Source organism: Actinomycetospora sp. 2LY8.5 (assembly GCF_057180585.1).
In genome coordinates, this window is sequence record NZ_JBXUHE010000057.1 from 1 (window position 1) to 17,423 (window position 17,423).

20 protein-coding genes are annotated in these 17,423 nt (G+C 74.4%); 9 read left to right on the forward strand and 11 right to left on the reverse strand.

The features are described from left to right. Positions 1-340 precede the first annotated feature (340 nt). The 3 genes from AC2A1K_RS32470 to AC2A1K_RS32480 are packed head-to-tail and all read right to left on the reverse strand — an operon-like array spanning position 341 to position 2,343. Complete coding sequence (locus tag AC2A1K_RS32470) at positions 341-811, reverse strand: hypothetical protein (RefSeq protein ID WP_483900488.1); 471 nt, start codon at positions 809-811, stop codon at positions 341-343. A gap of 3 nt (positions 812-814) precedes the next feature. Further along, complete coding sequence (locus AC2A1K_RS32475) at positions 815-2,023, reverse strand: WXG100 family type VII secretion target (RefSeq protein WP_483900489.1); 1,209 nt, start codon at positions 2,021-2,023, stop codon at positions 815-817. Next, complete coding sequence (locus AC2A1K_RS32480; RefSeq protein ID WP_483900490.1) at positions 2,020-2,343, reverse strand: type VII secretion target; 324 nt, start codon at positions 2,341-2,343, stop codon at positions 2,020-2,022. Before AC2A1K_RS32480 ends, AC2A1K_RS32475 begins: the two co-directional genes overlap by 4 nt. 187 nt (positions 2,344-2,530) lie before the next feature. On the opposite strand from AC2A1K_RS32480, the gene AC2A1K_RS32485 reads away from it, so the two are divergent. Both AC2A1K_RS32485 and AC2A1K_RS32490 read left to right on the forward strand, forming a co-directional pair. Further along, positions 2,531-3,739 (forward strand): glycosyltransferase family 4 protein, encoded by a 1,209-nt coding sequence (locus AC2A1K_RS32485; protein WP_483900491.1) that lies wholly within the window; start codon positions 2,531-2,533, stop codon positions 3,737-3,739. After that, positions 3,736-4,785, forward strand: a complete 1,050-nt coding sequence (locus tag AC2A1K_RS32490; protein ID WP_483900492.1) for an NUDIX hydrolase — start codon at positions 3,736-3,738, stop codon at positions 4,783-4,785. Before AC2A1K_RS32485 ends, AC2A1K_RS32490 begins: the two co-directional genes overlap by 4 nt. Before the next feature lie 7 nt (positions 4,786-4,792). Here the strand turns inward: AC2A1K_RS32490 and AC2A1K_RS32495 are convergent, their stop codons facing one another. Continuing rightward, positions 4,793-5,200, reverse strand: coding sequence for a VOC family protein (locus AC2A1K_RS32495; RefSeq protein WP_483900493.1), 408 nt, complete (start codon positions 5,198-5,200; stop codon positions 4,793-4,795). 87 nt (positions 5,201-5,287) lie between these two features. On the opposite strand from AC2A1K_RS32495, the gene AC2A1K_RS32500 reads away from it, so the two are divergent. The 5 genes from AC2A1K_RS32500 to pdxT all read left to right on the forward strand — a co-directional run bounded on the left by AC2A1K_RS32500 (position 5,288) and on the right by pdxT (position 8,790). Continuing rightward, positions 5,288-5,917, forward strand: a complete 630-nt coding sequence (locus AC2A1K_RS32500; RefSeq protein WP_483900494.1) for a TetR/AcrR family transcriptional regulator — start codon at positions 5,288-5,290, stop codon at positions 5,915-5,917. 58 nt (positions 5,918-5,975) lie between these two features. After that, positions 5,976-6,878: a pyridoxal 5'-phosphate synthase lyase subunit PdxS gene (gene pdxS / locus AC2A1K_RS32505; protein ID WP_483900495.1), complete on the forward strand. Its 903-nt coding sequence runs from the start codon at positions 5,976-5,978 to the stop codon at positions 6,876-6,878. Between the two features lie 57 nt (positions 6,879-6,935). Further along, on the forward strand, positions 6,936-7,514 hold the full coding sequence (locus tag AC2A1K_RS32510; RefSeq protein ID WP_483900496.1) for a hypothetical protein: 579 nt from the start codon (positions 6,936-6,938) through the stop codon (positions 7,512-7,514). A gap of 20 nt (positions 7,515-7,534) precedes the next feature. After that, entirely contained in the window at positions 7,535-7,960 is a 426-nt protein-coding gene (locus AC2A1K_RS32515; protein ID WP_483900497.1) for a hypothetical protein, read from the forward strand. Between the two features lie 212 nt (positions 7,961-8,172). After that, positions 8,173-8,790 (forward strand): pyridoxal 5'-phosphate synthase glutaminase subunit PdxT, encoded by a 618-nt coding sequence (pdxT, locus tag AC2A1K_RS32520; RefSeq protein ID WP_483900498.1) that lies wholly within the window; start codon positions 8,173-8,175, stop codon positions 8,788-8,790. A gap of 38 nt (positions 8,791-8,828) precedes the next feature. On the opposite strand, the gene AC2A1K_RS32525 is transcribed toward pdxT, so the two are convergent. The 4 genes from AC2A1K_RS32525 to AC2A1K_RS32540 form a co-directional block, all read right to left on the reverse strand. Then, the gene (locus AC2A1K_RS32525) at positions 8,829-9,221 is read right to left on the reverse strand and encodes an SCO5389 family protein (RefSeq protein WP_483900499.1); all 393 of its coding nucleotides are present in this window, start codon (positions 9,219-9,221) and stop codon (positions 8,829-8,831) included. Between the two features lie 31 nt (positions 9,222-9,252). After that, positions 9,253-10,197: an ATP-binding protein gene (locus AC2A1K_RS32530; protein WP_483900500.1), complete on the reverse strand. Its 945-nt coding sequence runs from the start codon at positions 10,195-10,197 to the stop codon at positions 9,253-9,255. A gap of 194 nt (positions 10,198-10,391) precedes the next feature. Next, positions 10,392-12,548: a heavy metal translocating P-type ATPase gene (locus tag AC2A1K_RS32535; protein ID WP_483900501.1), complete on the reverse strand. Its 2,157-nt coding sequence runs from the start codon at positions 12,546-12,548 to the stop codon at positions 10,392-10,394. Between the two features lies 1 nt (position 12,549). Next, entirely contained in the window at positions 12,550-12,837 is a 288-nt protein-coding gene (locus AC2A1K_RS32540) for a DUF1490 family protein (protein ID WP_483900502.1), read from the reverse strand. Positions 12,838-13,436: 599 nt separating this feature from the next. Between AC2A1K_RS32540 and AC2A1K_RS32545 the strand changes: the two genes are divergently transcribed. After that, the gene (locus AC2A1K_RS32545) at positions 13,437-13,916 is read left to right on the forward strand and encodes a winged helix-turn-helix transcriptional regulator (protein WP_483900503.1); all 480 of its coding nucleotides are present in this window, start codon (positions 13,437-13,439) and stop codon (positions 13,914-13,916) included. Positions 13,917-13,959: 43 nt separating this feature from the next. Here AC2A1K_RS32545 and AC2A1K_RS32550 read toward each other — a convergent pair whose 3' ends face one another. From AC2A1K_RS32550 to AC2A1K_RS32560, 3 genes are all read right to left on the reverse strand, one after another. Further along, positions 13,960-14,433 (reverse strand): SRPBCC family protein, encoded by a 474-nt coding sequence (locus AC2A1K_RS32550; RefSeq protein ID WP_483900504.1) that lies wholly within the window; start codon positions 14,431-14,433, stop codon positions 13,960-13,962. 59 nt (positions 14,434-14,492) lie between these two features. Continuing rightward, positions 14,493-15,866, reverse strand: a complete 1,374-nt coding sequence (locus AC2A1K_RS32555) for a PQQ-dependent sugar dehydrogenase (protein WP_483900505.1) — start codon at positions 15,864-15,866, stop codon at positions 14,493-14,495. Positions 15,867-15,960: 94 nt separating this feature from the next. Further along, positions 15,961-16,455: a PaaI family thioesterase gene (locus AC2A1K_RS32560; protein ID WP_483900506.1), complete on the reverse strand. Its 495-nt coding sequence runs from the start codon at positions 16,453-16,455 to the stop codon at positions 15,961-15,963. A 202-nt stretch (positions 16,456-16,657) separates the two neighbouring features. Between AC2A1K_RS32560 and AC2A1K_RS32565 the strand changes: the two genes are divergently transcribed. Then, on the forward strand, positions 16,658-17,419 hold the full coding sequence (locus AC2A1K_RS32565; protein ID WP_483900507.1) for a YebC/PmpR family DNA-binding transcriptional regulator: 762 nt from the start codon (positions 16,658-16,660) through the stop codon (positions 17,417-17,419). Positions 17,420-17,423: the final 4 nt, after the last annotated feature.

Sequence of the window (17,423 nt, forward strand, 5' to 3'; positions counted from 1 at the left end):
TGCGGCGAACGTGCTGTTCGCTGCTTCTAAGCGCCGAAAGTCCCCGTTCGCGGGGTCGGCGGCCGACCTTGTGTTGCGGCGAACGTGCTGTTCGCTGCTTCTAAGCGCCGAAAGTCCCCGTTCGCGGTGTGTGGGCGCGCCAGCGCCGGTGACACGAACACTCCGTCCGCGGCGTCGGAGGCAGCGAACGACAACTCCATGTGCTGGGTGCCGGCGCGCGTAGGCGAGCGGCACGCTCGGCATGATCACCGGGCTCCGGGCCTGCGGGGAGTGCCGCTCGCGTCGTCCACGTGACAGCCCTGGTGACTCTCCCGAAAGACGAAGTGGAGAGGCGTTCTGTCTACCCCCAGAGGTGGCGCCCGGTGCCGTCGGCGGGCGTGCCGGGAGGGAACTCGCGCACGCCGCGCACGGGGTCGTAGGTCGCGACGAGTTCCTCGAACTCGTGCACGAGCACGCTCGGCCAGCCGAAGTCGGCGACGACGGCAGCGAAGGCGAGGCGGGCCCGGCGTCGCTGTTCCCGCCCTCTGATCTCGGGGTCCTTGATGTCGCCCGACCACAGGGACCACACGATCGGGAAGTCGTCGTAGATCGAGAAATCGTCGGGTCCGACAGGGTCAGGGAAGACATACGGGTTGCGCTCGATGCGGCCACCGATGTGGCCTGCGCCTGGCGACCAGTGCGGTGTCCCCAGATGAAGAGCTCCGGAGGGGCTTCGGTCCATCCGCAATCCGTAGGCGTCGGACAGCGCTCGCGCTGCTCGCTCGGCGTCGGAGTGGCCGGGGTCGACGAAGAGGTCCTCGAAGCTCGACATGGGTCAGTGGAGGACGCGCGCGCCGTCGGGAAGGAGGACCCGGATGGACCCGGCCAATGGTTCGTCGCCCCTCGCCATGTTCCTGATGGCCCGTTCGACCCCTTCCCTCGCCGTGTCCAGTGTCAACCCGGCGGCGCGTCCATCGATCACGAGTTGACCGCCACCCACATCAGCAAGCTGCGCGCTCGCCTTGCGTACGAGCTTCGCCACGGCGGTCGACGAGTTGTTCTCGACCGCCTTCAGCTCGACGTATGTTCCCGGATCACGCGGGCCGGTCCGGACGAGCAGGTCGGGGTTCTTGTAGTTCTCCACCGGACGCGGGGCGCGGGAGTGGACCATCGTGCCTTCGTCGGCCAGGAAACGGGCGGTGAGGCGCTCGTGGGCCTCGAGCGGGCCGGCCGACTCGACGAGCTCTGGCCTCCAGGCCCCGTACAGACGCCCCCAGTCCGTCGGCTCCAGCGCCGCGCGGATGCCGTCGCCCCCGCCGCGGAGGAGGGCGCCGCCGGGTGCCGGGTCGCGCAGGGCGCGAGTCGCCCAGGCGCCCCAGCCTGCCCCGAGACCGGCGCCGACGACCCCACCGCCCGCACCCCACATCGCCGCCGTGCCGAGGTCGTCGGGGGAGTAGTCGCCCTCGTCGAGGGCCTCGACGCGATAGACCTGGCCGATCGCGTTGGCCGCCACGCCGTCGACGGTGCCGAACGCCGCGCCGGTCAGCGAGGTGGAGACGATCCCGGCGACCGAGGCCGAGACCCGTACCCCGATCTGGGTCGCGAGCGCCACGAGCCGGGCCGCGACGCCCGTGGCGGCCGCCGCGGAGGCGCCGAAGGTGAACCACGCCATCGCGACCCCGAGCACGATGCCGGCGCCGATCTCGACTGCGAGCGTCTGGATCTCGTTCTTCGCGGACTCGACCTCGTCGGCGTACCGCCGCAGCGCGCCGGCGAGCACCCGGCACGCCTCGGCGGAGGGCACCAGGCCCTCGCGCTCGATCGCCGCCCAGCGCTCGCGGAACGCGCCGGCGGCGTCGCCCTCCCAGCTCCGCAGCGCCTCGCCGGCGCCGGCGCGCCCGGCCTCGACGGTCCGGTCGAGGGCGACGGCCATGCGGTCCCAGGCGTCGGCGGCGGCGCGGAGGTCCTCCTCCTCGGCATCGGGCCACCACAGCCCGACCGTGGAGACGACGGTGTCGACGGTCGCGTCGCCGGGGCTGCTCACGGCGCCCCACCGAGGTCCCGTCCGGCTGCGTCGTCACCTCCGCGGTACTGGGCCGCGGCGCGGTCGAGCCCCGCCGGGACGCTCGCGAGCACCCGGGCCAGGGTGTCGAGCGCGCGCAGGCCCTCGTCGGCCCGCGGCTGGTAGCCGGCCGCGAACGCGCGTCCCTGGTCGTCACCACCGCAGACCTCGCCGAGGGAGCCGAGGGCACCGAGCGCGCCGCGGAGATCGGCGACCGCGCCGGCGAGCTCGTCGGCCACGCCCCGGAACCGCTGCGCGGCCGGAGCGAGCGCCTCGGGCCCGACGCCGAATCCGTCGCTCATGAGTCGCTCCTCGGTCAAGCCGCTGCGGGTTGGTGGGCAGCCGCGGGGCGGTCGGGGCCGGAGGAGGTGAACACCACGGCCGACCCTGACCCGAGCCGGACGCTAGCGCCGCGCGCGTTCCGGTACGTGCCGTTTCGCCGAGGTCGTCACGGAGCCCTGACGCGCGCGTCGATAGGCTGGTCACGCCATGCGCATCGGGATCGTGTGTCCGTACTCGCTGGACGTCGCCGGCGGGGTCCAGGCGCACGTCCTCGACCTCGCCCACGCGCTGACGGGCCTCGGCCACCACGTCGACGTGCTCGCGCCGGCGGGCGAGGACACCCCGGTGCCCGCGGGAGTCACGCGGGCGGGGCGCTCGCTCGGCATCCCGTACAACGGCTCGGTCGCGCGCCTGACCTTCGGACCGGTCTCGCTGGCGAGGGTGCGGCGGTGGCTGCGCGACGGCGATTTCGACGTCCTGCACGTCCACGAGCCCACCGCGCCGAGCCTGTCGTTCCTCGCGCTCGTCGTCGCCGAGGGCCCGGTGGTGGCGACGTTCCACACGTCGACCCCGCGCTCGCGCACCATGACGTTCTTCGAACCGGTGCTGCGCCCGCTGCTCGAGCGCGTGACCGCGCGGATCGCGGTGTCGCCGCTGGCGCGCCAGGTCTACGTCGAGCACCTCGGCGGTGACGCGGTGGAGATCCCGAACGGGGTGGACGTCGGCGCCTTCGCCGACGCACCGCCGTTGCCGGGCCACCCGCGACACGGCAACGGCGCGACCGTCGGGTTCGTCGGCCGCTACACCGAACCGCGCAAGGGCATGCCGCTGCTGCTGGAGGCCCTGCGTCCGCTCGCCGCACACCGCCCGGGCCTGCGGCTGGTCGTGGTGGGGCGCGGCGACGAGGACGAGCTGCGCGAGCAGGCCGGGCCCGAGCTCGCCGACCGGATCGAGCTGCTCGGCGCGGTCGACGAGCCGACCAAGGCCTCGATGCTCGCGTCGATCGACCTGCTCGCCACCCCCAACACCGGCGGCGAGAGCTTCGGCGTCGTGCTCGCCGAGGGCATGGCGGCCGGCGCGCCGGTGGTCGCGAGCGACATCGACGCCTTCCGCCGCGTGCTCGGCGACCCGCCCGCGGGTGTGGCGGTGCCCAGCGGCGACGCCGCCGCGTGGAGCGCGGCCGTCGCGGCGCTGCTCGACGATCCCGCGCGCCGGGAGGCCCTGCGCGCCGCGGCGCGCCGCCGGGTGGCCGCGTTCGACTGGTCGGTCGTGGCCGCTGCGGTCCTGCGGGTGTACGAGGTCGCCGTCGCGGCGGATCCCCGGCGGGTCGGGGCGAACGGCCGCCTCTCGGCACCGGTGCCGACGGGATCCCGCGAGCCGGGTCGTCGGACCGAGGACCTACCGTCCTCGCCGTGACCCTCCTCGGCCCCACCGGCGTGCTGGTGGTCATCGTCGCCGCCGCGGTCCTCCTCCTGGTCATCGTCACCGCTGCGGTGCTCATCGCCCGGGCGCGGCGCCTCGACCGCCTGCACGTGCGCACCGACGCGGCCGCCGCGGGTCTCGCGGCCGTGCTCGACCGGCGGGCCGCGGTGGTACGGGCGATCGCCGCGACGGCGGGGCCCGTGGCGCTCGGCGACGCCGACCGGCGTGCCCTGCGCGCCGCCGCCCGCGCGGCCACGGCGACGCGGGCGGCCGGCGAGGGCGGGCTCGACGCCGAGCGCGAAGAAGCCGAGAACGACCTGACCCGCGCGCTCGCCCCCCTCGACACCGCCGCCCTGCCCGCCGACCTCGCCGCCGAGCTCGCCGACGTCCACGCCCGCGTCTCGGTGGCGCGCCGCATCCACAACGACGCCGTCCGCGACACGCGCGCCCTGCGCGGACGCCGGATGGTGCGCTGGCTGGGACTGGCCGGGACGGCGCCGGTGCCGCGCTACTTCGAGATCGCCGAGCCCGGCCCCGACGGCCTGCCCGTGGAGCCCGCGGTCCACGTCGCCCAGGACGCGGTGCGCGCGGTCGTCATCGACGCCGAGGGGCGGGTGCTGCTGTTCCAGGGCGTCGACCCGGCGCGGCCCGCCGAGACGTTCTGGTTCGCGCCCGGCGGCGGCGTGAAGACAGGGGAGGAGCCGGCGGCGGCCGTCGTGCGGACCGTGGGGGACGAGACCGGCCTGGTGGTCCGCCTCGACCAGGTCCGGGGCCCGCTGTGGATCCGCGAGGTCGTCTTCGAGGCCGACGGCACGACCTACGCCGGACGCGAGCTCTTCCACGCCGTGCACGCCCCGAGCGGCGACGTCGACACCAGCACGTTCACCGAGCACGAGTCCCGCACCGTGAAGGGGCACCGCTGGTGGACCCCCGCCGAGCTGGCCGTGACACTCGACGTGGTGCATCCCCACCAGCTGCCCGACCTGCTCGCCGACCCCCGGGCGCTCGAGCCGGGCCCGGTGCCGCTCGCGATCCACTGAGCTGGACCTACCGGGCGAGCACGGCGTCCTCGTACTCCGCGCCCACCGGGATCTCGGTGATGACGTCCACGAGCACGCCGGCGGGGTCGGCGACGATGAAGTGGCGCTGACCGAACTCCTCGGAGCGCAGCTCCAGCTCGGGGCGCAGGCCCCCGCGGACGACGAGGCGCTCGTACTCGGCGTCGACGTCGGGCACCTCGACGTTGAGCAGCAGGCCGCGCGCCCGGGCCCGGAAGCCGGCGGGCACCGTCGGGTGGTCGGCGGCGACGAACGCCAGCTCGTGGGCCCCGCGGCGCAGGCTCGCGTACCAGTCGACCTCGAAGACCACCTCGAAGCCGAAGTGCTCGACCCAGAAGGCTCGCGAGGCCGCGACGTCGTCGACACCGAGGACGGGGTAGAAGCCGGTGGGTTCCATGATCGGATCCTTTCGCGTACCGTTGGTACGTCAATCATGCTGGCGTACCATCGGTACGTCAAGTGGGCGACGAAGCACGGAGGTGTCGTGGCCGGAGTACGGGTCGAGCAGCGGGAGCGGACGCGCCGCGCGCTCGTCGAGCGGGCGCGGGCGCTCTTCGCCACGCGAGGCTACGGGGACGTCGGCCTCGCCGAGATCGTCGCCGCGGCGGGCGTCACCAAGGGCGCGCTGTACCACCAGTTCGACGGCAAGACCGCGCTGTTCCGGGCGGTGCTCGTCGAGGTCCTGGCCGAGGTGGCGGACGCGGTGGTCGCGGCGGCCGAGGCGCAGGGCCGAGCGACCGGTGGGGACCCGTGGGCGCAGTTCACGGCCGGGAGCCGGGCCTTCCTGGTGGCGAGCACCGACCCGGCGGTCGCCCGGATCGCGCTGGTCGACGGGCCGGCCGTGCTCGGCTGGACGGAGTGGCGTGCGATCGACGAGACCACGTCCGGACGCCACCTCGTCGAGGCCCTGGAGACGCTCGTGGCCCGCGGGGTGCTCGCCCCGCGCCCGGTCGCGCCGCTGGCCCACCTGCTCGGGGGCGCGATGAACGAGGCGGCGCTGTGGCTCGCGGTCACCGACGAGCCCGACGCCCTGGAGCGGGTGTGGGGCGAGCTCCTGGCGATGATGGAAGCGCTGCGGGGACCGTGCACCGCGTCACCCGTCACGCGCGCGTGACGGACGTACCATCGCACGCGGACGTCGCTGTCGAGAAGTGCATGACCGGAGGAGCACCGTGACCAGGCCCGACACCGCCCCCGCCATCGGCACCGGAGGGGTCAAGCGCGGCCTCGCCGACATGCTCAAGGGCGGCGTGATCATGGATGTCGTCACGCCGGAGCAGGCGAGGATCGCCGAGGACGCCGGCGCCGTCGCCGTCATGGCGCTCGAGCGCGTCCCGGCCGACATCCGCGCCCAGGGCGGCGTGGCGCGCATGTCCGACCCGGACATGGTGGCGGGGATCGTCGAGTCGGTCTCGATCCCGGTGATGGCCAAGGCGCGGATCGGGCACTTCGTCGAGGCCCAGGTGCTGCAGTCGATCGGCGTCGACTACGTCGACGAGTCCGAGGTGCTCACCCCGGCCGACGAGGCCCACCACATCGACAAGTGGGCGTTCACGGTGCCGTTCGTGTGCGGGGCGACGAATCTGGGCGAGGCGCTGCGCCGGATCGGCGAGGGCGCGGCGATGATCCGCTCGAAGGGCGAGGCCGGGACGGGCAACGTCGTCGAGGCGACGCGGCACATGCGGGCGATCCGCTCGGAGCTCCGCGCCCTGTCACGCATGGAGTCCCAGGAGCTCTACGCCGCGGCCAAGGAGCTGCGGGCGCCGGTGACCCTGGTGCAGGAGGTGGCCGAGGCCGGGCGCCTGCCCGTCGTCCTGTTCACCGCCGGCGGCATCGCCACCCCGGCCGACGCGGCGATGATGATGCAGCTCGGCGCCGAGGGCGTGTTCGTCGGCTCGGGGATCTTCAAGTCCGGCGACCCGGCCAGGCGCGCCGAGGCGATCGTGCGGGCGACCACCTTCCACGACGACCCGGATGTCATCGCCAAGGTCTCGGCGGGGCTCGGCGAGGCGATGGTCGGGCGCACGACCGCCGACATGCCCGAGCACGAGCGGCTCGCGACCCGCGGTTGGTGAGGCGCAGCCGGTGAGGTGGCAGACCCGATCACCCCGGCGCGTGGGACGATGCGACCGATGACCACCTCGCACGGCAACCCGCGCCGGCTGGTCGGCAGGCGCGCCACGGGCTCGGAGGGCACCACGGGCACCACGGGCACCGGGAACGCCGTGGACCCCGAGGCGCAGACCGAGACGCTGCGCGCCGTCGGGCCGGACGCGCCCCCACCGGCACCGCGCCCCGCCGGGCGCAAGCCCGCCGAGCAGGAGCCGGTCGAGGATCCCGCCCGGCGCAACGGCTTGGGCACCCCGGCCCTGGTGCTGGGCCTGCTCGCCGCCGCGACGTGCTGGACGGGCTGGGCGGGCGTGGTGCTCGGCCTGCCCGCGGTGGTCGCCGGCTACCTCGGCGCGCGTCGCGCGTTCCACAACCTCGCCACCGACGGCGCCTCGTCGCTCGGCGGGTTCGTCACCGGGCTCGTCGGGCTGGTCGTCGGCGCGGTGATCGTCTGGCCGACGCTGTTCGGCTCCGGCGGCTTCGGCGACGGGCTGACGCTCGACCAGTGCATGGCGCAGTCGACGACGGCGCGCGAGATGCACATGTGCAAGTCGCAGCACCTCGCGGAGTTCAACGAGCGGTACCCGAACGCCGCCGAGTGAGCGCCTGGCACGATCGCGCCATGACGTCGGCCCAGCAACCCCCCGCCCCGCAGGGACGTAGCGAGGAGCGCGAGCGCGACGGCGGCCTCGGCACCGCCGCCCTCGCCCTGGGTCTGCTCGCGGTGGGCACGTGCTGGATCGGCTGGCCCGGCGTCGGACTGGGTCTGCTCGGTCTGGTGATCGGCTTCATCGGCTCCCGGCGCGCCTTCCACGACCCGCACCGCAGCGGCGGCACGTCGCTGGGCGGCTTCGTGCTCGCCCTGATCGGCTTCGTCGTGGGCGCGTGGATCGTCGTGCCGGGCCTGCTGGGCATCGGCACCTTCGGCGAGGGCCTCACGCTCGACGAGTGCATGGCCCAGGCGCAGGGGCAGCACGAGGAGCGGATGTGCGCCTCGCAGCACGTCGACGAGTACCGCGCCCGCTTCGGGGACCCGGGCACCGGGTAGCACCGAGGGGACGAGCACCCGCCCCTGACACCGCTCGAGATCTGGGCGCGCGCCGCGACGTCGATCGCCGAGGCCCCGATCGACGCCTGGAGCCGCGGTGCGAAGTCCGTGGTCACCGCCCCGATCAGCGCTTGGAGCCACGCGGCGACCTCGGCGACCCAGCGCGCGCTGCGGCTCGTCCAGCCGCGCCGAGACGTTCCTAGACTGGAGGCGTGAGCACTCCCGTCGGCGTCCTGGCCCTGCAGGGCAACGTCCCCGAGCACCTCGACGCCCTGCGGGCCTGCGGGGCCGACGCGCACCCGGTGCGCCGCCCGTCGGAGCTCGCCGAGGTCGCGGGGCTCGTGCTGCCCGGCGGGGAGTCGACGACGCTGTCGAAGCTCCTCGAGGCGTGCGAGCTGCTCGAACCGCTGCGCGAGCGCCTGCGCGCCGGGATGCCGGCGTTCGGTTCGTGCGCGGGCATGATCCTGCTGGCGCGCGAGGCCGTCGACGTCCGCCCCGACCAGCACCAGCTCGGCGCGCTCGACATCACGGTGCGCCGCAACGCGTTCGGTCGCCAGGTGCAGTCGTTCGAGACCGACCTCGCCGTCACCGGCGTCGCGGGCGGTCCGGTGCGGGCGGTGTTCATCCGCGCGCCGTGGGTCGAGTCGACCGGCCGCGGCGTCGAGGTGATCGCCCGCGTGCCGGGCACCGTGGCCGGGCCGGCGTCGGGCAAGGTCGTCGCCGTCCGCCAGGGGCCGGTGATCGCCACCGCGTTCCACCCCGAGCAGACCGGCGACGCCCGCCTGCACGACCTGTTCCTGCGCCGGATCCGCGACCCCGCACGTGCGTGACCGGGCCGACCACCAGTGCGCGCATCTCCGTGGCGCGACTAGCAGTCGCGGAGCTCGGGGGACTGGTTGAGGAGCTGGCCGCGCGGCGAGATGAACTCGCGGTGCGTCGCGCCGTCCACCGCCGACGGCCGGAACGCCGCGACGCGGTGGCAGTTCTGGAAGGCCAGCGTGACGCCGAAGTGACGCTCGAGCCCGCCGCGGATGGCGTCGGAGGCGAGCGCGCGGAGCAGCTGGCCGCGCTCGGCCTCGCTCGGCGGCGGGACCTCGTGGTCGGCGAGCTCGCCGTCGCAGAGCTCCAGATCGGCGACCGTCGACGAGATCACGGTCCACGCGTAGGGCAGCGAGGTGCGCACGCAGTCGACGAACTCGGCGTCGGTGACCTCGCCGCGGGCCGCGGCGTCGAGCAGCGCGGGGGAGACGTCCAGGGACATGATGTGACCTCCGGGAGGTGGGACGGACGGTTCAGAGCGTGACGGGCGACGGCACGAAGTCCGGATCGATCTGCTCGGCCAGGGCCGAGCCGGCCCAGGCGTTCGCGTTGCGCAGGTGCATGGCGACGGCGTCGGCCTGGTAGCGCGCCCAGTCCTTGTCGACGTCGTCGACCGCGGCGCGCAGGTCGTCGAGCACGGCGGCGTTGGCCGGCTCCAGGCCCGCGACGTCCCGCGAGGCGCCGCGGTCGCCCGCGCGCACGTGGGCGGAGTGCCGAAGGACGCCGACGAGGTCGTCGCCGACCTCCTCGCGCAGGAACGCGACGTCGCCGTCGTCGGTGACCTTGTTGCCGACGACGGCGAGGCGCACGCCGAAGTCGCGGGCGTAGCCGGCGTACTGGCGGTAGACGCCGACCGAGCGCAGCGTCGGCTCGCAGACCAGGAAGGTCAGGTCGAAGCGGGTGAACAGGCCCGAGGCGAAGGCGTCGGCGCCGGCGGTCATGTCGGCCACCACGTACTCGTCCGGGCCGTCGACGAGGTGGTTGAGCAGGAGCTCCACGGCACCGGTCTTGGCGTGGAAGCAGGCGACGCCCAGGTCGGCGTCGTCGAACGTCCCCGCGAGCCCGACCCGCACGCCGGGCACGACCTCGCGCACGGTGGCGTCGAAGATCGGGTTGTCCTCGACGACACGCAGGAGCCGCGAGCCCTGCCCGGGCGGCGTCGTCTTGATCATCTGGTCGGTGGACGGGATGCGCGGGTTGTCGCCGCGCAGCCAGTCCTTGATCAGGCCGAGGTGCCCGGGCAGCGTCGGGAGCCCGGCCGCGTCCTCCTCGGTCGCGCCGAGCGCGACGGCGAGGTTCTGGTTGATGTCGGCGTCCAGCGCCAGTACCGGGGCGCCCGCGGCCGCCGCCCGGAGCGCGAACAGCGAGGCGCAGGTCGTCTTCCCGCTCCCGCCCTTGCCGACGAACGCGACCTTCACTTGCGACCCCTCTCGTGACGCTGCGCCGAACGGGTGGTTACTCTAAGTCATGCACGGCTCTGCATGGGCACGTGGTCACCGTCGGCGGGGTCACCCGCTGCCGACCACGGGCGACCCGGTCCGCGTGACCGAGACCGTCGAGGCCCACGCCTCCCTACGTGAGCACTTTCCGGGCCCATGGGCCCGGAAAGTGCTCACGTAGGGGGCAGGCGGTAGCGGATCAGGCGGGAGGAGTTCGCGACGACGGCGACGGACGAGGCGTTGTGCAGGATCGCCGCGGCCACCGGCGACAGCGCGCCGCCCGCCGACACGAGAAGGCCCACCGCGTTCACCGCGATCGACATCCCGTAGTTCTGCCGGATCAGCGCGATCCCGTGCCGGCCGAGCTCGCGCAGGTCGAGCAGGCGCCCGAGGTCGTCGCCCGCCAGGGCCACGTCCGCGGTCTCGACGGCGACGTCGGTGCCGCCGACGCCCATGGCGATGCCGATGTCGGCGAGCGCCAGGGCCGGCGCGTCGTTCGTGCCGTCGCCGACCACGGCCACGGTGTGCCCCGCGGCCTGCAGCTCGCGCACCACGTCCTGCTTGTCCTCGGGCAGGGCCTGCGCGCGCCACTCGTCGACGCCCAGCTCCGCGGCCACGGCGGCGGCGGTCTCGGGGTGGTCGCCGGTGAGCATGACGATCCGGTCCACGCCGTCCGCCCGTAGCGCCGCGAGCACGTCGGGGGCCTCGGGGCGCACGGTGTCGCGCAGGCTGATCAGCCCCGTGAGCTGCCCGTCCACGGCCAGCAGCAGCGGGGTCTCGGCGGCGCGCTGCAGCTTGCGGACCCACCCGTGGGCCTTCCGCGAGATCGTCACCTTCTGCGCCCTGAGCAGCTCCCGCGAGCCCACCAGGAGCGTGCGCCCGTCGGCCTGCACGCGCATGCCCTGGCCGAGCAGCACCTCGCACTCCTCGTGCGGCGGGATCTCGATGCGCCGCTCCTCGGTGGAACGGATGACCGCCTGCGCCAAGGGGTGCCGCGAGTGGATCTCCGAGCTCGCCGCCAGCGCCAGGACCTGTTCGGGGGCGACGTCGTCGTCGAACGACACGACGTTCGTGACCACGGGCCGCCCCACGGTGAGCGTCCCGGTCTTGTCGAACACCACGGCGTCGACCCGTCCGGCCGCCTCGAGGTGCGACCCGCCCTTGACGAGGACCCCGCGCCGCGCGCCGTTGCCGATCGCCGCGCTGATCGCCGTCGGCGTCGCGAGCCCCACTGCGCACGGGCACGCCACCAGCAGCATCGTCATCGCCCGCCGGACGTCGCGGGTGACGACGAGCGTGGCCAGCGACAGCGCGAACGACGTCGGGACGAAGCGCCGCGAGAAGGTCTCGCCGACGGTCTGGATGGGCGCGCGGTCGGCTTGCGCGGTCTCGACGCGCTCGACGATGCGGCCGAGCGCGGTCTCGGTGCCGACGCGCTCGGCGCGCACCACGATCCGCCCGCGCAGCAGTACGGAGCCGGCCGGGAGCCGCGCGCCCGTCTCGGCCTGGACCGGGAGGTTCTCGCCGGTGATCGCGGCCTGGTCGACGACCGCGCCGCCCTCGCCCGTCTCCACCACGACGCCGTCGACGGGCAGCACGACCTGCTCGTGGACGACGACCTCGTCGCCGACGGCGAGGCGGGCGATGTCGACCTCCACCTCGGCGAACGACCCGGTCCCGTCGTCCGCCCGCACCCAGGTCCGCGTCCGCGATCCCGAGAGCAGGTCGGAGATCGCCCGGCGGCTCCGGCGCAGCGTCAGGTCCTGCAGGTACTCGCCGATCGTCAGCAGCCAGAGCACCGTGAGCGCGACGACGTTCTCGCGCAGCGCCAGCGACGCGATCGTGGCCGCGGAGACGAGCGCGTCGGTGCCCGCGCCGCGCCCGCCGGTCAGCGAGCGCAGGGCCCCGCGCAGGAAGGGGTAGCCGGTGACGATCGTGACGCCCGTGGCCGCGAGCCGGCTCGTCGGCCCGAGCACCGGGGGCCGGCGCAGGACGTAGCGCCGCCCGCCGAGCAGCAGCAGGGCGACGGCCCCGAGTGCCATCCGCAGCAGGTCGCCGTTGCCGACGTCCGCCGACCGGGGCGCGCGGCGGGCCGGCGAGGTGGTGGTGGCCGCGGTGATGACGGACGGCAGGACGGCGCGCGCGTCGGATCCCGGGTCGTACCAGACCACGACGGCCCCGGTCCGCGGGTGCGCGTGGGCCCGGCGCACGCCCGGCACTGCGTCGAGCGCGTCCTCGACCGCGACGGCGAGGGCGACGCGGCCGCGCAGCCACGGCGTCGCGAAGCGGACGCGTCCGGCGGCGTCGGAGACGACGGGGGCGGTCGCCACCTCAGTGCTCGTGGTCGCGCCCGTTCGCCCCGTCGCCCGGAGCCGGCGCCTCCTCGCCGAGACGCCCGCGCGCCTCGGCCACGATGTCGCCCGCGGACAGCCGGACGCGCTCGGCGCCCGCCTCGGCCACCCGCGCACCGCGCAGGCCCGCGGTCGTCACGGTGACCGCCGCGTCGTGCAGGCGCTGCCCGGTGGCGATCTTCCGGACGCCCTCGACCACGGCCACGCCCACCACCCCGGTCGCGATCGTGCCCGCTGCCCGTGCCGCCAGTCCGGCCCACGCCGTCATGCCCACCCGCTCTCTCGAGATGATCCCGCACCGCAGGCTAGCCCCGGGATCGGCGCACGTCACGGCAGGTCATGCGCGTGAGTGCATGCCTCGACCGCTGGATATCGACGACGAACCCAGCCGGGCTACCCTCGGGCGATGCGCTACGCGGACCGCCCCACCGTCGAGGCCGAGGTCCACATCGCGGCGACCCCCGCGCGGGTGTGGCCGCTGGTCAGGGACATCGGCGTCGTCGCCGACACCTCCCAGGAGCTGCAGGAGGAGCACTGGCTCCCGGCGCCCGAGGGGCCGGTGGAGGGGGACGTGCCGGCGGTCGGGCCGGATGCCCGACGAGGAGGAGCGCATCGTGGCCGGCCGGCTGCGCGAGTTCCAGCAGAACATCGAGCGCACGCTCGCGGGGATCAAGGAGCGCGCCGAGTCGTGAGGAGGGTCGTGAGGACGACGGCGTCCGCGAACCCCTGGCGGTCCGGCGCGGCGGCGCCGACCTCGCCGCGCGACCGGAGACGCTGGCACGGGGGAATCGAGCTCGTACGGGACTCGAAGCAATCAGGGGAGCACGCCGATAGGGGAGCCGGACCATCGATCGGAGAGGTGTCGTCATGACCGGGACCCTGCGCTGGCGCGACATGGACAGCGACGTCTGCTCGATCGCGCGCACGATGACCGTGCTCGGCGAGCCGTGGACGGTGCTCGTGGTGCGCGACCTGCTCCACGGCGTGCGCCGGTTCGACGACCTCGTCGCGCACCTCGGGATCGCACGCACCGTGCTCACCCGCCGCCTCGCGGTGCTGGCCGAGGCGGGCCTGGTGGAGACGGCGGAGTACCGCGAGCCGGGACGGCGGACGCGCCGGGAGTACCGGCTCACCGGGGCCGGAGAGGACCTACGGCCCGTGCTGCTCGCCCTGATGCGATACGGCGACCGGCACCGCGACGACGGGACGCCGGTGGTGGTGCGCCACGAGGGCTGCGGGGAGCCGGTGGAGCTGGTGGCCGAGTGCGCCGCGGGTCACCGGCTCGGATCCGGCGACCGGATGCGCAGCACGCCGGGTCCGGGCGCCCGGGTGGCGCCCGGCTCCTGATCCGGCCCCTGACCCGGCCCCTGACCCGGCCCCTGCGGACGGCCTACTGCGCGGCGTCGGCGACCTTGTCGATCGTCCGCGTCATCTGGTCCTCGGTGATCATCGGGAAGAAGCCCTTGAACTGCTCGTCCTGCACCCCGCTCCAGTCGTAGACCTGGGTGACCTCGGTGCCGCCGCCCGACGGCGCCAGCTTCCAGGTCCAGACGTGGCCCTTGGCGGTGACGTCGCCGAGCTTGTCGGTGTAGCCGTCCAGCGGGTGGAGCTGGGGCGCCCAGCCGATCTCGCGGCCCTTCTCGTACGAGGTCACGGTGTTGAGCATCTGGTAGTCGCCCAGCGCGTCGTTGCGCATGTTCATGACGAACTGGTCGCCGACGCCGCTCACCGTCGCGTTGCCGTCGACACCCTGCAGCATGCCCGCGCCGTCGAACTCGTGATGACGCCCGGGCGTGGCCAGCAGCGCGAACAGCTGCTCGGGCGTGGCGTCGACGGTGCGGGTCACGGTGATCTGCTCGCTCATGACAGAAGTCGTGCCCGTCACACCGGCCCGTGAAACGGTTGGGCACGACGGGGCGCGGCTCAGCGTCCGGGCGGCGCCAGGCGGTACACCGCGTTCGCTCCGTCGTCGGTGACGTAGACGGCACCGTCGGGACCGGGCACCGCCGCGACCGGGCGTCCCCACCGCGAACCGTCGGGAGCCTGGAAGCCGCCGACGAGCGTGCGCTGGCCGTCGAGGCTGCCGTTGCGCCAGGGAAAGAACGACACCTCGGGGGCCCGCGGCGTCTGCCGGTTCCACGACCCGTGCACTCCGACCAGCGCACCCTGCCCGAAGGGCGCGGGCAGCGTGCCGAACGCGAGGCCCAGCGGGGCGGAGTGGGCGCCCATCGTCTGCTCGACCGGCGTCAGCGTCGCACAGCCCAGCGCGCGCCCGTCGGCGTTGGTCTCCGCGTCGGCCACGAAGGGGACGTCGGTCGGGTCCAGCGCGCTGCCCGGCACGCCCGGCTGCACGTCGGGATCCGGGTTGCAGAAGGGCCAGCCCAGGTCGCGGCCGGGGTAGAGGCGCGCGAGCTCCTCGGGCGGATGGTCGTCGACGTAGTCTCCGATGACCTGCCCGCGTGCGGATCCGTCGTCCTCGCCGTAGGGGCGGTCGTAGGGGAAGGGGATGTCGTCGCGGTTGTTCACCGCGGTCCACACTGCACCGTCCGGGGCGATCGCGAGGCCGGTGCCGTTGCGGACGCCGCGCGCGTACGGCTCGGCGGGCCCGCCGCCCGGCGGGACGCGCAGGATCGCCGCTCGCTGCGGGGTCGACTCGCGGTCCTGCGGGGACACGTTGGCCGTCGACCCGACGGAGATGAAGACGGCACCGTCGCGGCCGACGGCGACGCTCTTGAGCGCGTGCGCGTAGGCCCCACGCAGGTCCGGGCTGCGCGCGTCGGGCAGGCCGTCGACGACCGTGGTCGGTGTGCCGAGCCGCCCGCCCTGGTACGGGTACGAGCGCACCGCGTTGCTCTCGGCGACGTAGAGCGTCGAGCCGGAGAACCACAGCCCGTGCGGCTGGATGAGGTCGCCGACGAGCCTGGTGCTCGTCGCCCCGGACGGTCCGCCGACGAGCCGGACGACCTCGCCCGCGCCCGGCCGGGAGACGAGCAGGGCGCCGTCGGGGGCGAACGCGGCGAGGCGGGCCCCGTCCACGCGTGCCCAGACCGCCATCGTCCAGCCCGCGGGGACCAGCGCCTGGCGTGCGGTGTCGAACGGGTCGGCGCCGAGGCCGGGCGGGACCGTCACCGGGGTCGTGACGAGGGCCCGAGTCGCGGCGCCGGCCGGCGCGGGCTCCTGCTCGCCGACGGGGTCGGCGGACGCGGTGCGGGCCGGGTCCGGCGGGCCGGCGGGCGGTGCGGGGTCGGACGCGGCGCCGCCGCACGCGGCGGCGAGGGCGAGGACCGCCGCAGCCACGACAGCGACGATGGAGCGAGGCATATCGACCCTTCGTCCTCGACGGCCCGACGGGTCGAGCCCACCACACGCAGGACGGGTGCGCCGCGCCGGGTCAGCCGCGCAGGATCAGGCAGCTCGACGTCGCCTCGGCCACCAGGCGGCCCTGGCCGTCGACGAGCTCGGCGCGCGCGAGCGCGGTGCTGCGCCCGGAGTGGACGACGTGGCCGGTGGCGCGGCTGGTGCCCGAGTCGGCGGTGAGCCGGCGCAGGAACTTCACGTTGAGGTCGATGCTCGTGTAGCCCACGCCGGCGGGCAGCGTGCTGTGCACGGCGCACCCGGCGGCGGAGTCGAGCAGCGTCGCGTAGATGCCGCCGTGCACCGAGCCGATCGGATTGTAGTGGTACTCGGCGGGCTCGACGGTGAAGACGACCTTCCCGGGCTCCACCGACTCCACCCCGGCGCCCACGAGCGTCATGATCGGCGGGGGCGGGAGCGTCCCGTCCGCCATCGCCTGCAGGAAAGCGAGCCCGTCGCGGTCGGTCGCCGCGGCGGCGAGCGTCCGGGGGTCGGACCAGGTGTGGGTGCGCTCGCGCGTCGTGACGTCCATCGGGCTCCCGTCGTCGGTGCTGAGTAGCGGGTCAGTACTCAGCTGTGTCGGCACCGTACCGTCCCACCGCCCCTGCGAGGACCTCGGTAGACTCGATGGCTGGAAGTGTGCGCGGCGCGAGTCGCCGTTCGTGCCGGCCGGATGACCCGGGAGCGGCGCCGCGGGAGGTCCCGCGAGGCACGCGCGAGACGAAGGGGAGACGATGAGCGGCCACTCCAAGTGGGCGACCACCAAGCACAAGAAGGCCGCGATCGACGCGAAGCGCGGCAAGATGTTCGCCAAGCTGATCAAGAACATCGAGGTCGCGGCGCGGACCGGTGGCGGCGACCCGGCGGCCAACCCGACGCTCTACGACGCCATCCAGAAGGCGAAGAAGACCTCGGTCCCCAACGACAACATCGACCGCGCCGTCAAGCGCGGGTCCGGCGCGGAGGCGGGCGGGGCCGAGTACCAGGCCATCACCTACGAGGGCTACGCGCCGGGTGGTGTCGCGGTGCTCGTCGAGTGCCTGACCGACAACAAGAACCGCGCCGCCGGCGAGGTCCGTACGGCCATGAACCGCAACGGCGGCGCGATGGCCGACCCGGGCTCGGTGGCCTACCTGTTCAACCGCAAGGGCGTGCTCATCGTCCCGAAGGCCCAGGCCGCCGGCGAGCTGGCCGAGGACGACCTGCTGCTCGCGGTGCTCGAGGCGGGCGCCGAGGAGGTCAACGACTACGGCGAGAGCTTCGAGGTGCTCACCGACCCCTCGGATCTCGTCGAGGTGCGCAAGGCGCTGCAGGAGGCGGACTACGACTACGACTCCTCCGAGGTGTCGTTCGTGCCGTCGATGAACGTCGAGGTCGACGCCGACGGCGCGCGCAAGGTCCTGCGGATCATCGACGCGCTCGAGGACTCCGACGACGTGCAGAACGTCTACTCGAACTTCGACGCCTCCGACGAGGTCATGGCCGAGGTCGGCTGACGCC

What these genes read in the sequence shown, in the direction of transcription:
- AC2A1K_RS32470 (WP_483900488.1), bottom strand. Translation starts at nt 811, where the DNA reads ATGTCGAGCTTCGAGGACCTCTTCGTCGACCCCGGCCACTCCGACGCC.
- AC2A1K_RS32545 (WP_483900503.1), top strand. Translation starts at nt 13,437, where the DNA reads ATGACCGGGACCCTGCGCTGGCGCGACATGGACAGCGACGTCTGCTCG.
- AC2A1K_RS32515 (WP_483900497.1), top strand. Translation starts at nt 7,535, where the DNA reads ATGACGTCGGCCCAGCAACCCCCCGCCCCGCAGGGACGTAGCGAGGAG.
- AC2A1K_RS32565 (WP_483900507.1), top strand. Translation starts at nt 16,658, where the DNA reads ATGAGCGGCCACTCCAAGTGGGCGACCACCAAGCACAAGAAGGCCGCG.
- AC2A1K_RS32485 (WP_483900491.1), top strand. Translation starts at nt 2,531, where the DNA reads ATGCGCATCGGGATCGTGTGTCCGTACTCGCTGGACGTCGCCGGCGGG.
- AC2A1K_RS32510 (WP_483900496.1), top strand. Translation starts at nt 6,936, where the DNA reads ATGACCACCTCGCACGGCAACCCGCGCCGGCTGGTCGGCAGGCGCGCC.
- AC2A1K_RS32480 (WP_483900490.1), bottom strand. Translation starts at nt 2,343, where the DNA reads ATGAGCGACGGATTCGGCGTCGGGCCCGAGGCGCTCGCTCCGGCCGCG.
- AC2A1K_RS32495 (WP_483900493.1), bottom strand. Translation starts at nt 5,200, where the DNA reads ATGGAACCCACCGGCTTCTACCCCGTCCTCGGTGTCGACGACGTCGCG.
- AC2A1K_RS32550 (WP_483900504.1), bottom strand. Translation starts at nt 14,433, where the DNA reads ATGAGCGAGCAGATCACCGTGACCCGCACCGTCGACGCCACGCCCGAG.
- AC2A1K_RS32560 (WP_483900506.1), bottom strand. Translation starts at nt 16,455, where the DNA reads ATGGACGTCACGACGCGCGAGCGCACCCACACCTGGTCCGACCCCCGG.
- AC2A1K_RS32540 (WP_483900502.1), bottom strand. Translation starts at nt 12,837, where the DNA reads ATGACGGCGTGGGCCGGACTGGCGGCACGGGCAGCGGGCACGATCGCG.
- AC2A1K_RS32525 (WP_483900499.1), bottom strand. Translation starts at nt 9,221, where the DNA reads ATGTCCCTGGACGTCTCCCCCGCGCTGCTCGACGCCGCGGCCCGCGGC.